This window comes from Candidatus Dadabacteria bacterium (assembly GCA_026706695.1).
GTDB lineage: Bacteria > Desulfobacterota_D > UBA1144 > Nemesobacterales > Nemesobacteraceae > Nemesobacter.
The window spans coordinates 1-15,840 of sequence record JAPOYE010000078.1 but is presented as its reverse complement, the minus strand read 5'-3'; the positions used below and the strand labels follow the sequence as shown (position 1 = coordinate 15,840).

The following is a 15,840-nucleotide window of genomic DNA, read 5'->3' as shown; positions in this document are numbered from 1 at the left end:
GAAATGGAAAGTTATCCGCGATCTTGAGACGTAAACCAATTTTTAGAAGTGCCCATTAGAATATCCCTCCACCAAGGTCTTGAATGAAGCGCCTCTGACATCCAAAATTCCATCCTTGCATTTTATCAATCCTCATTTGTCAGAGCAAATAAGAAAAAATGTGACTTTTTAGATGCAATTCCCAAAACCATGTTTAAGAACGACCCCGATAAAGCGAGGATTGCTGAAAAGATTGTTCTGGGTCTGACGGATTGCTCAGGCAACAAATCCCAAAACTATGGACAACAGACAATGGGACAGGGTCGATTGCATCCTCTACTATGGCGAAACAGAAGATGGTCCGTTTGACCGTGTGAATCCCGCTCAATTGAGATATTTGGTTATCAAGTCGGACAAGCAACAGAGTTGCCCCCGAACCACAAAAGAGAGGTTAAATCATCATGACTAGTCGCATAAATCAATCTCACTAGACATATCGTTTGTACACCTGTCTACTTCCTCCAACCAGTTCCGATTCCAAGCTATTCTATAACGACCCGTAACCTCAACCGTCGCACCCATTATATCAGGAGACTTGATACGTCTGATACGCTGCACTTGAACAGTGCAAATTAGGTTCGTTCCCAGACCGAAACCTGAAAGCCGACGGGCCCGGTAATCTCTTTGATATACAGAAATTCTACAAAAGCCAAGCGGCAAATACCGACACACGTCAAGGAAAGAGAGTTTTCCTCTAGCTTCCTTGAGGGCCTTATTTACCACTCTACGGCAACTCCGCTTAATGAGCTTCTGATCAACAATGCCAACTTCTCGTGCGACTACAACGTCAGCGTTAAGAACGACTCCCCAAGCATTCCGGTGTATCTCTGTGTTCCTGACGTCCATATTAATCCATCCAAGTTGTTGACGAATATCAGAAGCTATCGATGGTTTATGAATCCTATAGGACAACCACAGAGTCTCTATTTTTTTCAATATTCTCGGGAGACTTAACTTTGGAACGAAAAATAAAAGATTGTCTTCTAGGACATCGCTGTATTGCTCTAGTTGACTATTATTCACTCTATGCTCGGCTAGTTTGCCACCGTCAAACGCCGCAAATCCAGGTAAATGTCTCTCAGAACGAAGGGAGAAAAAGTAGCGATCATAGCCCGGGGCAATCTTCTCGACCATTATTGCCGTTTGAAAAACAGAGAAATAGACCTTTTGCTCATCCATAGTGTTTATACGGGCGTAGATTATTAGCTGAGTTCCATTGATTTGCGTCGATGGCAAGCAGCCATCAACTTCCCAATACGGTGTTTTTGTCTCCGCCCTTAACTCCTCTATCAACAAATTTACCGGCAACTTGTAGCGGTAGTCTTTCCGAGTAAGAATGAATATAGAGAAGGCCAGCAAGAGGCCATTGCAAACATCCAATAAGTCATCGAATTTGCGAATAATGCTATTGCTGTCGAGTTCTTGCCGATTGCCCTTCTTGTCTTCATAAATAACGCTATCCGCCGAGTAAGTTACTCCCCCATGGGCTATTCCGTTTCGCATCAAACGATCATATGGAGGTAGCACGCTCCGAAAGCTTGTAGATTCTAGTTCTTGAACAATCTGATACAAGTCTAGATCCTCAACACTTTTTCCTCGGTCCAATCGGGAAAAATGTGCGACGATTCGCAGCAAGGGTCGAAAGGCAGCTTCAACTAACCGGAGATAAGCGGGGTGTAAGTCTTGATCGATGAAAATGAGCCGACCATAGTCATTTTTACCCCGTACTTGTTCATCGTGCCAATCAAACGCACATATTTCGTTGACGTTTCTATAAGCGTTGTTGATCTGAGCATTATGTTCATCCAACAGTTGAAATAGAGCATCTTTATGTTCCCTTTCCAACTCGATTAGTTTATCCAAGAACACTTGGAAGGCGTCCGTGGAGAAAAATCGTTGTGGACGCGTTTCAAGATACTTCCAGAGTGAAATGAATTGTGTGCTTTCGGCTGCTTGGAGTATCGGGAATATTGAAAGCAATTCTTTAATTCGTTGTGTGTGTAGCTTGAGGAGAAGCGGATTTATCAATTTTTGGTCGCCGGATTTCATTGTTCTGAAGTCACCCAAATTCTAACAGTAAATCGGGAACGCCCGATCTCACCTATGATCTGATCGTCGACCTTGCTGATGCTTTCGGTTTCATCTGTCCTGAAGGGTGTGTAAAAGTCTGTTTTGCATATAAGACAGAAAAAGATTATGTGTTCGTTTTCGTTCGGAACCGCTGTCTTTCAATTTCGCTTTTGCACGGATGCCGGGAGCTGCAACCTTCATTAATGATGAAAAGATTTGAAGTGTCTCTTGGCTTCCGAATTGAAGAGGCAAAGCTTCTTCCCAATCCGACTCATGGTGTGAAAATTCAGCGCCGAGAGCAAGTTGAGTTGGTAGCCCAAAATAATCCATTGTCGCTTTATTGGTGTCAGAACCTGCCCTCACATCCATAAAACCTGGGAAAGACTCCGCCATATCAAGTTCGCAAGCGAAAGTATCCCATATAGGGGCAGGAAAAATTGGAATTGCCATTCCAAAAGTCCCAGAAGAAAAATATTGTTTAACTTTTTCGGATTCGTCCGCATCCGTAATTGCGTCTCTTATCTTGATCATGGTTTCCAGGGCAGAGGATTCCTCTGAAAGCAGATTCAGAATGTGCTGGTTCAAACTTACTCCATCCCTCTCCGCCTGATTCGAGAGTTTCCTATGAAGACTTTTGGGCAACCTGAGAAGAAATTTTCCGCTGAAGTCCTTGTCTTCCTTGGGTTCGGGGATTTCCACATTGTCTTCAATGCTCATTTCAAACCATGCCTTTTTAGCGTCCTCGATCATCTCTTCGAGCTGATCAAATTCTTCACAGAAAGTCATGCAACCCGGCAGATCCGGTATTTCCGCAAAATATCCGGTATCGCTTTTCTGTATTCTTGTCTCATACCTCAGGCTCATGTAGTAATCCAAGTCTTTGACTTTCTTCTGCATTTTTTACTCCTCATTCTCTATGATTTCTTCAAACATAGAAATTGCTTTTTTGACATATACCTCATCCACATGCTTCCCATGAGGTCTCGGCAACGTCAGCCTGTATGCTTTTAATCTAATCTTGTAGTGAGAACCTCTCCTGGGTGGTTCAATCTCGGAGTCGAACATCTCAAACAGTTTTATCAGTTCATTAAACGTGACATTCTTAGTATTTCCTCTGATTTTCGCAAACAGCCTGTTGCGTCGCTTTTTTGACATTTGTTTCTCTTCAACTCACTCACCACCTTTATTAGACAATAACATATAAAAACCTCTGATCTTTCTAAGATGATTGTGGTTTCCTCCGCATCAGGGTTAATTCATTCATAACTCCCCTTGGATTTTAATTCAGCAGGCAGAGCGTTATAAGCCTTTAAGGCAGCCCAAGCCTTATCGCAGGAAACCCGTAATTCAGGGACTATCCGGCAAAGATACAGCAACTGTAAACGGAGCAGTTCCCCGTCTTCTCTTTTCATTTCGCCGAACGCCAATTCCGTCATCCAGTCACTGACAAACACCCTCCACTCATCCGGGTTGGTATGACTTGCGGCGGCCATAAGGCAAATTTTGACATCCTCCGCGACCGGCACGGGATATTGGGCATCATGCCTGTATTTACGCACAAGGATTCGTAATTCGTCCGCCAGATTGCGACTCCTCGCAGTTGCCGCAACTGCCGCCAATCCGTCCAGTACAGCGATAAGCTGCGACCTATCTTGCAGGTTGGCAATTCGATAGTCGGCACGCTTGAGAGCTCTTACAACCAGTTCCGTTTGATGCGGGCCGATAAGAAAATTCCGTCCTGAATTCACAAGGGCGCCAAATGATAATGGACTAAGCCTATCCGAATTTACCTGTTCTTCTATGGCAATACCCGCCCACGGGGGCAGGCTTTCTGCCAGTTCCGTATTTCCCTCTAACGGCCCCGGCAGGTAATAATAAAAAGGAACTCCTACAGATTGAAGGCTCTCGGTACCAGTTCCCAGAATGAGGCCGTACAGTTCGGAATTCTCGATATTCTGCCTGTATCTCACCGCCGCCGCCATAATACGACCGAGAAAAGTCGCCTTGATTTGCTCTGGAGTCCAAAAATTCGGAACCCAGCGGGGCTCAAGACGCATATCAACAAGTGATTGCACATAGCTCTCCCCCGCACGAATGACAAGTGCCGACTGACAGAACGAATCGATATCGGCACGTGAATTAGCCATCTGACGATTAATTAACGCAGCCTGGGACAATGCCGCTAGTCTTCTGTAGAAAGGCGGTTTCGAAGACAATAGATGGGTTCTTGAAAGTTCTCCATCTACAAGACAGAACAGTGCCTGGATGTGCTTGAAGCCGCTGGATTTTCCGTTAACGTCATCATCGCGGATCTTTTTGACGAGCTTAACAAGAGCAGCCTCGATTTCTGGTCTCGATTGAACAATCCGCAATCCGACTTCAATCGCCCCAAGTTGCGAGAGCCTGTCTCCATGTTTTTCCAGGAAGTCAAAGGCGCGGGTAAGCTCGCCTGGATCCAGATGCTCAACCTGTATTTCATCCGTCAGGGCTGAATGCGACGACAGAAGAAGGCTTAACAGGAAACCTTCGTATGGCCGCCACGCGGACAGTTCTCTAAAAAGGTTTCTGACACTGGCAGCGGCGTAATTTTCTACCGTGGCGCTCCCGTCATATCTTCCTACCAGCCTCTCAAAGTATTTCTCAGAGAACGGAACTAAAAAGGAAATATCTATTGTCCCGCCCGCGGAAATCTTATGTATGGATTGAACTATGTCTACCGGGGTATTGATAAAATCGTTTTCGAACGCTTGGATTTCTTTCTCTTCAAGGATGCGTTTTTCCAGAACGCTTCGCCACCTGTCCCGCGCATCTTCCGGCAGATTGAACGCGGAAGCGAATTCCTCGAAAAAACGCAACCTCTTCCTTTTTGAGGAAAGCATAATAAAACCAAGGGAAAGGGGATACATCCCGTCTTCATGAAAAAGCATGAGTTCCGGCAACTGACCTTTCCCGTTTATGTTCTTCAGTTCCCACTTACGACCATTCTCGTCCGTGACCTGTGCAGAGGACTTGCCCGAAAGAACTTTCCGGGCGGCGGCGCACAATCCGGAATGTTGAAACCGAACCTCGGGCGTTCCGAAGGAAGCAGTCTGGTATGTCTTAAGTTCATACTTTTCGCAAAAATCCGATTCCTGAAGAAGGGGTTCCCGAAACATAGGCGGCGCCAGATGCAACGCCGCATCCGCCAACCCGGACAGAGCTTCCGGATCGTTCCTGATCTCAGGGTTTTCAGCCAGTTCCATTTCTACCAATTTTGGGATATTCTCCTTGTACTGTTCGAGAACACGGGAATACAGGTCGGGACGCTGTTCCTTTATCCGGGACAGAATTCGATCTTCAATCCACGCCCAGTAGTCCTTCAAAACTTCCGGTGACACCCTAGTCGAGATCATAAGCATCCTAACTCCCCGCGCCTCATACTCGATCGGGTTCATGCCGTCTTTGTTTTTGTCGGCAAGACTCTGAAACCAGCCCAGCATGTCAACCGATTCAACAATCCATTCAGAAAGTGCCCGCGCATTTGACAGATCCTTTCCGGCACTCCATAAGCCATTGAGGGTCAGCACAAAGGCTGTCAGGAACGTATCCACCCAGAAATGCTCTTTGGGAAACTGAAGCCATCCGCTCATCTGAATACAAAGTATGTTTTCCCTGATGGCCTTAAGCTCAGCCACTTCGACAACTTCACCTTCCTTTACCGCGGAAGCGGCAAGATGGTGCTCAAGTTCATGCTGAATTATGGGAACAAAGAAATACCCTGCCCGACGAAGCCGAGCTCTATGCTCAAACCTGTCTTCCTGGGTTATTGAATCCGATGAGACCAGTTCATCAATAACATCCAGCGTTGTAAATACTGGAACCTGGATGCCTTTGCTGCTGATGTTGGCATTCTGATTTATGCACCTGTCGTCCACGATGACTGCGGCGCAGTCATCGACCAAGGAAAATATGTCGGCTATCGGGTACCTGCGCAGCAGCGGGTCGTCCGTCTCATCAGTTATGAAATGTCTGGCCAGTCTTACTCTGCCCGACTTTATCCGAGAACTCAGTACAGCACGTATGATCTCTATAATACTGCCGACTTCACCGGAAATATTTTCGTAAGAAATCAGCTCGTCCGCTTCGGACACGGTTCCCGGGGAAACAACGGGCCTGAAACCTGCGGCCTGCAGTTCTTCAAGCACTCCGAGATACAGGAAATGAGTTACGGACAAGTCGTCCAGATACAATACCGCTCCATCCGCTATTTCCGGCTGGTTCGGCCAATCTTTCTCATGAATCCGCATATAGTCACGCGCTTTTCTCCTGGTCTTCTCCGTAATCCTGCCCTTTTCACGCAGTTTATCGATAACGGAGCCGCAACTGCAAAACACATGCTCGTGCCCCGTCAAGTCGGCCTCTTCCTCCATCATGGACGCAACCCGGTAAACCGGAGATGACATAACAACTAGGTGCTGGACTTTATCGTCATGCAATGGTTTCTTTTCCGCCTCGGCTATCAGAACGGCCAAACCGTATCCTATCTGATCGCACAAGTCGCTTTCGGGAACGGTACTGGGCGTAAGTTTCTCAATCTTTTGCGTAGCGAGCAGATCGCGCAATTTTCGCACATCTCTTATCTGGCTTGGCTGATGAAAACCAACTCTCTCTCTTTCCTCAAAAAGCCACGCAAGCGTTGAAAGGGGAATATAAACCGTTTTGAAAGCGTCTAAAGCTTTTTCAAGCAGATCCTGACCCAGAAAACCTAGGGTGAGCAACGCCGTGGCGTCAAATCCAACTGCTGCGCTGATATCGATGTGCGCCGGAGACCTGTTGCCGCTATACGCCGGAATTACTCCTCTTCGCCTCGGGTCCACCTCCGACAGGTTGGCTAGAGCACGAAAAAGCGTCAGTTCGACCGCAGATCTGTTCAGGCAGTGAGCGGCAAGCAATATCGGAATTTCTCCAGAGGAATACAGCCTCCAGATTTCGTGGTTCCGCTGATTCCACTCCGAATTCAGGTTGACCATATCTCTAAACGAAACCGACCGGATCGGACCATCGTCACCGGAGAGCGAAGCAGCTTTCCGGAGCCACCAAACCGCTTTCGGATCATCCTCCCAACCGTTTTCCGAAGCCAGCAAATAGGCAGTAGACAGCACGGCAATGTCGTCTTCCCCTTTCTCGGCGCCTGCGGTTACGAGTTCTTTCGCAATCGGCAGCTTTAACCTTACAGCAAGTCCAGCCATCTCCATTAATTCCCGCGCGGTTCTTTTGTCCCTGTTTGAGTACTCATCGGCAATGATGGTGGGAAGTTCGTTCCAATCCCCCAAATAGACTGAAAGACTGATCCTCGATACGCGGTAGCTTTCTTCATCCTGATCATGGTTCAGCGTTTCTAACATAGATTTGGATTCAAGAAGTTCGCCTTCGCGATACAGTGCCCAGCAATAAGCTCTTCGCAGGTTTTCAGACCGGTCAATCAGTTTCTTGTTCGCTTCTATAAACTCAACGAGCTTTTCAGTCCTGTTCTTTCTGCTCAAGGCATTCACTAACCGTTCCGCATCCGGCAAAGAGGAAGTCTTTTCGAAAAGAATTTCCCCATATCTGCAAAGATCTCCCCATCTGCCTCTAGACTCGAGGTCGAGAACCAGTGCTCTCAAGTCCTTTAGAAAACCCGTTTCTTCAAACTGCCCCCTGGCAAACTCAACCGTATCGTCTTTTTCCGCCGCAGAAATCATTTCCTGAATGTTTTCGCGCTCGGCCTTCGAAAGTTCATGCTGACTGAACATGCTTAAACATTCTCTGGCCCTCTCGGGCAGTCCGGCCCGAGAAAGCATCTCGATTCTCAGCAACCGCAGCGACCTCCTGCTGGAGAAGCACTCAAGCTCATCCTCGTAGCGTTCTATCCGGTCGGCAATATCCTCTGGGTTCTTCTCCGTTAAGATGAGAGCAAGTCGTGCCCTCGCGGCATCAAAAGTAATTTGGCCACTTAGGGCGGTCTGTTTTTCGATCTCCCGCTCAATCTTCTGGCGGTCCAGATCAACTCCAAATTCAATGGCAAGGTGAACAACTCCGAGAGCGCACTTCGGGTCACGAAGCATAGTCTCCAGCCGTCGCATTCCCTCACCACACCTGTCGGGGTCCGCAAGCTCAAGCCAAAGTGCATACTCTTCACAGATCTTCGCCGCCCCGGAATAGTTTAGGTCCCAAGCGATATTTCCCGCCTCAACGAAATAATTCCGAGCTTTCCAGCGTTCACGAATTGAAGTTTCATCCGAAGCCAGCGGAAAATCCCTCGCGGGAAAAGGCGGATTCCTGAACACCGAGGCTCGGAATTCTTCAGGTACTGCTCTCAGCAGGCAGGTCATCGCCATCATGTAATAGAGCGCTGGAGCTTCGCGGACATTCTCGTCGGTCAACTCATCAACACATCCGCGGGCAGCTTCCCAGTCGGCGAGTTCAAGCAACAAGTTCAGAAGAAAATATCTGCCATCGGAATCCAAGTCCGCCACTTCAATACCGGCAGCCTTCAACCAGTCAATAGCGGCCCGCGCGCCTTCATGGTTCGCGACTATCATAAGGCTGGCCGAACGGCATTTGGGCAGGTCGAGGTCGGCTAGAATCTTCAGAGCACTTTCCTTTCCGTCCTTACGCGAGGAGAGAAAAGCTTCTGCAATTGTGATTTCCGCACAGTCCTCAAGATTCTTTGCCAGATCCAGACACTTTTCCGCCTCTTCTGATTTTTCCGTAAGCGATAAGAATCTCGCGCACCACGCAAGTGCCCGGCTTCTTACGGAGACGCTTCCCAAAGAGAGATCTCCTTCCGTAAGTCTTATCGCAAGTTTCTGCGAAGAGCGGATATTGTCGAATGCCGCAAAAAAACGTGATTTTCGAAGCTTCTCCAGTTCCTCTTCAATTCTTTCATCAACAAGTTTCGTCGAAGCCTGTATGCGAAAAAAGGAATCTGAAGCAACAGTTCCTAAACCCGAGGAGTCCCGGTTCCGCATCTTGTCTTCGTGGTTGCTCTTCCAGCGCCTAAGCTCTTCGGCAGGATAGGATTCATGCTGGCCGTCCACTATCGCATGGTGGTTCGGACAAAGCAGAATAAGATTTTCCGGAGAGTTCAGTTCCTTTTGCGTTAATCCCGGCTTTCCCCTCGGACCCTTCTCTCCGACCGCATGGATATGACATATCCGCCCGTTTACCAACTCACGGGAATACCTGGTAGCCGGCTCAACAACAGGATTCGTGCACCCGGGATACGCGCACTGGTTTCCGCTCAGGGTAAACAGGATTTTTAATGTCTTCTGTGTGTAACGTCGCTTCGGCTTGGTCATGTCCGTTCTGTTTCCTTAGGGCTATTATTGAACATACACAAGGATTTGTCAAATTTATAGTATCATATAGAATACTATTCCGACATGCCGAACCTGTTACGTCTGTAGAGAACCAGATCCGCAAGGTTAACTGGGATGGGCTCTGTTCCTCAGATTATTGCAAGTGGCACTTCAATGAAAAATATCGAACAGGAGGAAAATCCAATGACGAAAATTCATAAATCCGGAGGCAGCACTCCTACAGAAAAATTGCTTTCTCAGCTTTGCGAGGACACATTTTTAAAACTCTGGAGCTACCCAAATCCGTATAAAAACGACAGAAAAGAACTTTGCGACCTGATCGTCGTGTTCGAGGAGCATGTCTTTATTTTCTTTGACAGGGAAAGCAGAAAATTCGATAATGCCAGCAAAGGTATATCAGTGACCTGGAAACGATGGAAAACAGAAGTTATTGATAAGCAAATCAAAACTTTAAAGGGTGCTGAAAGATATATCAGAACCGGAAAGCCGATTTTCATAGACAGCAAGCGCGAAACTAGATTGCCGATCGTAGTTCCGGAAAACGCGAGAATTCATAAGTTCGTCGTCGCCCATGGAGTGGAAGAAACCCTGAGAAAGGTTTCCGGCAAGGATTATTCCGGAAGCCTCGCCATTTCTTATGGAGAACACACTCAATCCTCCGCAGAGAGACCTTTCTGCGTTGAATTGGAAAAAGAGGATCCCGTCCATATTCTAGACAGTTCCAATGTTGAAACTGTTCTGCGTGAACTTGACACTATCTCCGATTTCACCGAGTTCATAAACGATAAGGAAAAAACAATCGGCACATGCGAGTCTCTTCTGTATTTCGGAGAACATGAGCTTCTCGCGCACTACTTTCTCAGCTATGACGAAAGTCAGAACAAATATCGTATCAACCCCGGAAATCCGAACTCCTCTATCATAGCAGCAGATGGACTTTGGGAATATTTTGCCAAATCAGAATCATATAAAAGGAGAAAAGAAGCGAATGAGATTTCCTATTTTTGGGACAAACTTATACAGCAAGTATGCCAAGATATGCTTGATGGGGCTTTACTCAACGATATTGACTTAGAAAGAGGACAGCATCTTGTATCCGAAATGGCAAGAGAACCACGTTTTGTGCGCCGATTGTTATCCGAAGAAATACGGAAAGAGGTACGCGGTTTCCCCGAAACCGATCATACTGTCCTTCCCAAAGTTAAATTCATATGCTCGCAGCAAAAAGATAAGGGGTACGTATTTTTACAGCTAAAATGTCCGCAAACCGGAGATTTCGAGAACCGTTATCGTCCACTTCGCCAAAAAATGCTCGAAGTCGCATGCGGGGTTATCAGGAACAGGTTTGCGAATCTAAATACCGTGATTGGAATCGGCCAGTATGCTTCAAAGTTCAGTAATGGAAATTCTCGAGACTTTATTCTCCTTGATTGTTCCGAGTGGACGGAAGAAAGACAAACGTTCTACGAAACGGAAAACGAAAATTTCGGATTTTTTAAAAACGAGAATATGCAAAAGACCATAAGATACGCAGAGGATTTTCCGGAACAGGAAAACCGCACCTAAGATATTCAAATGGACCGCATTACATTGTGGACAGAACTGCCACCCCATCTGGATTAGGAAAGTATATAAGCCTCTTTAGGATAAGATTTTTGAGGAAATGTGACCTTTCGATATAATTCCCAAATCATTATACAGTGAAAAACCCGCAGAAGATAATCCGCCGAGAATAGGGTATTTTTCTGGGCGGAGGCAGATAGCGTGGAAGATGTTTCCTATCAGGTCCCTGCGGGAGTTTTGACGGCGCAGCGGATTATAAAGAAAAGCAGATTCATAGCAACTGTCGGGCGGGCGGGCACCAGAAGTGAGGCCGAAGATTTCATAGGGAGCGTAAGGGCTCTTCACCCCGCGGCGAGCCATAACTGCTATGCGTTTCTGGCCTGCGCCCCGGGGGGAACGGATATGGGTTTCGGGGATGACGGGGAGGTCTCGGGAACCGCCGGGCGGCCCATGATGACTCTTCTGGAGCACAGCGGCATAGGGGAGATAGCGGCCGTGGTAACCCGATATTTCGGAGGGATAAAGCTCGGTCCCGGCGGGCTTCTGAGGGCATACACGGATTCCCTGAAGGCGGCTCTGGGGGAGCTTGAGCTTGAAGACCATGTCCCGGTGCGGGCGGGACACCTTGTTTTTTCCTACGCGCATGAGAATTCCATACGGATTCTGTTTGAGAAGTCGGGCGTTACGATAACGAGCGTTGAGTGCGGGGAGGATGTCCGCTTCTGTTTCACGGCACCTCTCGGCGTCGCCGCGAGCCTTGAAGAGAAGGTTGCTTCCTTGACCAGGGGGAAATCCAGGCTTGTCTGGACATAGGCGCAGACGCTACACTCTCTTGGGGAGTGCCGTTCCCTGTTCTGCCGTACGGTCAAAGCCGGTATACTAACCTTCAATCAATTTCGCAGGTGGAGGGGTTATGAACGTTTACGAGTGCGTAAGATCGCTTAGTTCCGTAAGAAGTTACCTCGATGGGGAAGTTCCGGACGAAGTCATCATGGAGGTCATGGAATCGGGGAGGCTCTCGCCGAGTGCCCACAACAATCAACCGTGGGAATTCGTGCTTATAAAGGACCGCGCAATGCTCCGGGAAATGGGAAAGTACTGCACAAGCGGCAGCTTCATTGTGCAGGTGGCTTTCGCGGTGGTGCTTTTGGTGGATCCGCAAAGCAAGTGGCACCAGATCGACGGCACTAGGGCCGCGCAGAACATGGTTTTAGTGGCGTGGAGCCACGGACTCGGGTCCTGCTGGATAGGAAGAATAGAGAAGGAAGAGCTTAAAAGGTATCTTGGAGTGCCGGAAGAGCTCGATGTTCTTACCGTGCTTCCGTTCGGTTACTTCGACAAAAGGCGGGTCGCTACCGGGAAGTTGAGGAAAAGTCCGGACGAGGTCTTTCATCTGGACGGTTACGGAAAAAGAATTTCGAGATAAGGGGATTGCGGGACTTTTCGCACCGGCCGTCTGCAAACTCATCCACTCGGACGAGCGACTTAGCGGCACAAAGTGTAAGAACTGCGCAGGATGAATTTTAAGAAGCTTGGAAACACGGAAGTTCTCGTTCCCGAGATCGGACTCGGCACGTGGAACTACAAGGGGGGAGTGGAACCTCTGAGGGCGGGCATCAAGCTAGGGGCTTCGCTTATAGACACCGCCGAGGGGTACTACACGGAAGATATAGTCGGAGAGGCCGTGCGTCCCTTCAGGGACGAGGTCATCATAGCGACAAAGGTTTCGGGAAGGAATCTTGCTCACGACAGCGTACTTAGATCCTGCGAGGCGAGTCTCGAGAAGCTTGGCACGGACTGCATAGATCTTTACCAGATACACTGGCCGAATCCCCTCTATCCGATAGAAGGGACAATGAGAGCGCTTGAGAAGCTGGTTGACCGCGGATGCGTGAGCTACGTCGGGGTGAGCAATTTTTCCGCGAGGCAGATGCGCGAGGCCCAGCACTATTTCCCTAACTATCCGATAGTCTCAAACCAGGTGCTCTACAACCTTAGATCAAGGAATATACAAAAAGAGCTGCTTCCCTACTGCTTGGATAATGACGTAACCGTAATGGCCTACACCCCGCTTGACGCCGGAAGACTCTGCCGATCCCGCCATGGCAGTGTTTTGTCCCAGATAGCGGCTGAGACAGGCAAAACAGAGGCACAGGTTGCCCTTAACTGGTGCGTTTGCCAGGAGAACGTCATCGTGATTCCGAAGGCGGATTCGGTGGCGAGAACGGTTGAGAACTGCGGAGCCTCGGGATGGAGGCTTTCCCCGGAGCAGTTGCGCATGCTCGATGAAACATTCTGAAGTTTCGTTTTACGGTCCCATTATGTGATATACTTAGCGGTTTGAATATGGAATAAGAGGAGGAGAGTGTGCGATGAGTTTAAAAAAAACGCTTTCACTTTTGTTTTTCTTTTTTGTTTTAGCTTTCTTTTCTTTTACCGACCCTGCTTCGGCGAGCGAGCTTGATACTGGCGATACCGCCTGGATACTGACTTCAACCGCGCTTGTTCTTTTCATGACGATTCCCGGGCTTGCGCTTTTCTACGGGGGGCTGGTCGGCAAAAAAAACGTTCTTTCGGTGCTGATGCAGTGCTTTTCCATTACCGCAGTCGTAACGGTTATATGGACGTTTTTCGGTTACAGCATGGCTTTTGACACTACCGGCATGGTAGCGGGAGAAGTCGGGATGAACGCCTTCGTGGGAGGCTTCTCAAAGGCGTTTCTAAACGGTGTGGGTATCGATACTCTTTCGGGGACGATCCCCGAAGTTCTGTTCTTCGCCTTCCAGCTTACCTTCGCGATTATCACTCCGGCACTTATAATCGGGGCGTTTGCTGAGAGAATGAAGTTCTCGGCTATGCTTCTGTTCACCGCCCTTTGGGTGATATTCTGTTACTTCCCGATCGCGCACATGGTCTGGGGAGGGGAGGGTTCCTACCTTGGAGACAAGGGAGTGATTGACTTTGCAGGCGGAATAGTCGTCCATATCACGGCGGGTACCGCGGCCCTTGTGGCAGCGATACTGGTCGGGCCCAGGAGAGGCTACCCCAGACAACTTGCGCTTCCGCACAATCTCACTCTTACGATGATAGGTACTGCGATGCTCTGGGTCGGATGGTTCGGATTTAACGGGGGAAGCGCCCTTGCGGCCGGTGGACAGGCGGCCATGGCGGTCGTCGTGACCCAGATTTCTCCATGCGTTGCCGCTCTCACCTGGATATTCCTTGAAAGCGTAAGGTCGGGCAAGCCCAGCGCTCTTGGTTTCGCGACTGGGGCCATCGCGGGTCTCGCAGCCATAACTCCCGCCTCTGGCACTGTGGGACCGCTTGGAGCCATAGTCATAGGAGCCGCGTCTTCTGTGCTTGCCTACATAGCGGCCACTTACATCAAGTTCCGTTTCAATTATGACGACGCGCTTGACGTCGTGGGAGTTCACGGAGTCGGAGGTCTGGTAGGAATCATCCTGGTGGGAGTGTTTGCCTCGAACTCTTTCGGCGGTTCGATCGTTGATCTCGACATAGGGGCGCAGTTAGGCATACAGATCTACGGGGGAATATTCGCGGTTGTATACACTGCCATAGTAAGCTATATAGTGCTCAAGGTCGTTGACATGCTCGTCGGACTCAGGGTCACCGAGGATGAAGAAACCGAAGGTCTTGACATAACGGATCACGGAGAGTCGGGTTACTACGGCATCTAGCCCGCATATCTCATAAAAGAGCAAGCGGAGAGTTTTTGGGACCGGATTCCGGGTTTTTCCTGAACTGATCTGAAGACGGAACCGTTTTCCCGGTCAACGTCAGCGGTTTACGGGCTTTTTGTGTCTTTCGGCAGCCGGATTTGCACTCCCGGCCACCATGAAGGCGCAATTCTCCCCCATTCACTTCAAACATCTGTCCTGATAAGCTGGAATTCGTTACGGAGCGAGCGGAATCGCCTGAAGTCTTCGGAGCACATGGCGGAACAAATCTCCGCAGGGATAGCTCTCGGCAAACGACAGCAATACCCTCCGCGCGCTTTGGCGTATCAAAGTGCCGACCTTGAGCAGCCTCACCCGTATTGTCCCGCACTGGGCCATGTAATGCCTTGTCCCCTTAAGCCCGCTTCTCCTCAGACACTCAAGCAGTACGTACGCAAACGCCGAGAAGTACATCCTCAACTGGTTCGAGCGCATGTAATGGGTGGAAGTGCGGTCCGAGAACAGCTCAAGCTGCTGAGCCTTGATCCGGTTCTCCATCTCCCCGCGGGCACAGTACACTCTCTCGTAAAGAGTCTTCGCGTCATACTCACTGTGCTTAAGCGACGTCACCACAAACCGGGTGTTGGCCCCTTTCTCAAGATGCTCAGCCTTGCACACTACCCTCCGGCTCCTGCTCCAACTCTTTTTCGTACAATACCGGAAGCTCTTGAAACGCCGGGAAGCTTCTCCGCTTTCCCTGTGATCAATACAGGCCTTGCGAACTTCCTTTTTCACCCAGCCCATCAACCGAAGATTCTTTGACATCCCAAAAATGTAATCAACCCCATTGTCTTCACACCACCTCATAAGCTCTTCCCGGCAGAAACCCGAGTCCCCTCTGATGATAATGCGAGTTCTTTTCCACTTCTCCCGAATCTGGGAGACAATCCTTTCGATTTCCTCCACGGCCCCCGCCGAGGAGTCCTGGTTCGCTTCCCTGAGTCTGCACCCCAGCAGGTGACGACCGCAGAATATGTAGGAAGGAGCGTAACAGTACTCCCTGTAATAGCCATGATAGAACCTGCCTTCCTGCTCTCCGTGCAGGGGATCGTCAGTGATGTCTATGTCAAGCACTATCTTCTTCGGATTCT

Annotated in this window: 10 protein-coding genes; 5 read left to right on the top strand and 5 right to left on the bottom strand. The window is 49.0% G+C overall.

Annotated features, from left to right (window positions below):
- Positions 1 to 444 precede the first annotated feature (444 nt).
- The 4 genes from OXG10_05815 to OXG10_05800 all read right to left on the bottom strand — a co-directional run bounded on the left by OXG10_05815 (position 445) and on the right by OXG10_05800 (position 9,428).
- A complete protein-coding gene (locus OXG10_05815) occupies positions 445 to 2,088 on the bottom strand; it encodes a hypothetical protein (protein MCY3826880.1) in 1,644 nt (547 codons plus the stop codon).
- 90 nt (positions 2,089 to 2,178) lie between these two features.
- The gene (locus tag OXG10_05810) at positions 2,179 to 3,006 is read right to left on the bottom strand and encodes a toxin-antitoxin system HicB family antitoxin (GenBank protein ID MCY3826879.1); all 828 of its coding nucleotides are present in this window, start codon (positions 3,004 to 3,006) and stop codon (positions 2,179 to 2,181) included.
- 3 nt (positions 3,007 to 3,009) lie between these two features.
- On the bottom strand, positions 3,010 to 3,264 hold the full coding sequence (locus tag OXG10_05805; protein MCY3826878.1) for a hypothetical protein: 255 nt from the start codon (positions 3,262 to 3,264) through the stop codon (positions 3,010 to 3,012).
- A 101-nt stretch (positions 3,265 to 3,365) separates the two neighbouring features.
- Positions 3,366 to 9,428 carry an HNH endonuclease signature motif containing protein gene (locus tag OXG10_05800; protein ID MCY3826877.1) on the bottom strand — a complete coding sequence of 2,021 codons (6,063 nt, stop codon included), beginning with the start codon at positions 9,426 to 9,428 and terminating at the stop codon, positions 3,366 to 3,368.
- Positions 9,429 to 9,632: 204 nt separating this feature from the next.
- On the opposite strand from OXG10_05800, the gene OXG10_05795 reads away from it, so the two are divergent.
- The 5 genes from OXG10_05795 to OXG10_05775 all read left to right on the top strand — a co-directional run bounded on the left by OXG10_05795 (position 9,633) and on the right by OXG10_05775 (position 14,710).
- A complete protein-coding gene (locus OXG10_05795) occupies positions 9,633 to 11,015 on the top strand; it encodes a hypothetical protein (protein MCY3826876.1) in 1,383 nt (460 codons plus the stop codon).
- Between the two features lie 198 nt (positions 11,016 to 11,213).
- Positions 11,214 to 11,825 (top strand): YigZ family protein, encoded by a 612-nt coding sequence (locus tag OXG10_05790; protein ID MCY3826875.1) that lies wholly within the window; start codon positions 11,214 to 11,216, stop codon positions 11,823 to 11,825.
- A 100-nt stretch (positions 11,826 to 11,925) separates the two neighbouring features.
- The gene (locus tag OXG10_05785; GenBank protein ID MCY3826874.1) at positions 11,926 to 12,438 is read left to right on the top strand and encodes a nitroreductase family protein; all 513 of its coding nucleotides are present in this window, start codon (positions 11,926 to 11,928) and stop codon (positions 12,436 to 12,438) included.
- Positions 12,439 to 12,528: 90 nt separating this feature from the next.
- Positions 12,529 to 13,311, top strand: a complete 783-nt coding sequence (locus tag OXG10_05780; GenBank protein ID MCY3826873.1) for an aldo/keto reductase — start codon at positions 12,529 to 12,531, stop codon at positions 13,309 to 13,311.
- Between the two features lie 73 nt (positions 13,312 to 13,384).
- Positions 13,385 to 14,710: an ammonium transporter gene (locus OXG10_05775; GenBank protein MCY3826872.1), complete on the top strand. Its 1,326-nt coding sequence runs from the start codon at positions 13,385 to 13,387 to the stop codon at positions 14,708 to 14,710.
- Positions 14,711 to 14,926: 216 nt separating this feature from the next.
- Here the strand turns inward: OXG10_05775 and OXG10_05770 are convergent.
- On the bottom strand, positions 14,927 to 15,840 hold a 914-nt coding region (locus tag OXG10_05770), incomplete at its 5' end, for an IS1380 family transposase (protein ID MCY3826871.1).

What these genes read in the sequence shown, in the direction of transcription:
- OXG10_05795 (MCY3826876.1), top strand. Translation starts at nt 9,633, where the DNA reads ATGACGAAAATTCATAAATCCGGAGGCAGCACTCCTACAGAAAAATTG.
- OXG10_05810 (MCY3826879.1), bottom strand. Translation starts at nt 3,006, where the DNA reads ATGCAGAAGAAAGTCAAAGACTTGGATTACTACATGAGCCTGAGGTAT.
- OXG10_05780 (MCY3826873.1), top strand. Translation starts at nt 12,529, where the DNA reads ATGAATTTTAAGAAGCTTGGAAACACGGAAGTTCTCGTTCCCGAGATC.
- OXG10_05775 (MCY3826872.1), top strand. Translation starts at nt 13,385, where the DNA reads ATGAGTTTAAAAAAAACGCTTTCACTTTTGTTTTTCTTTTTTGTTTTA.
- OXG10_05800 (MCY3826877.1), bottom strand. Translation starts at nt 9,428, where the DNA reads ATGACCAAGCCGAAGCGACGTTACACACAGAAGACATTAAAAATCCTG.
- OXG10_05805 (MCY3826878.1), bottom strand. Translation starts at nt 3,264, where the DNA reads ATGTCAAAAAAGCGACGCAACAGGCTGTTTGCGAAAATCAGAGGAAAT.
- OXG10_05785 (MCY3826874.1), top strand. Translation starts at nt 11,926, where the DNA reads ATGAACGTTTACGAGTGCGTAAGATCGCTTAGTTCCGTAAGAAGTTAC.
- OXG10_05815 (MCY3826880.1), bottom strand. Translation starts at nt 2,088, where the DNA reads ATGAAATCCGGCGACCAAAAATTGATAAATCCGCTTCTCCTCAAGCTA.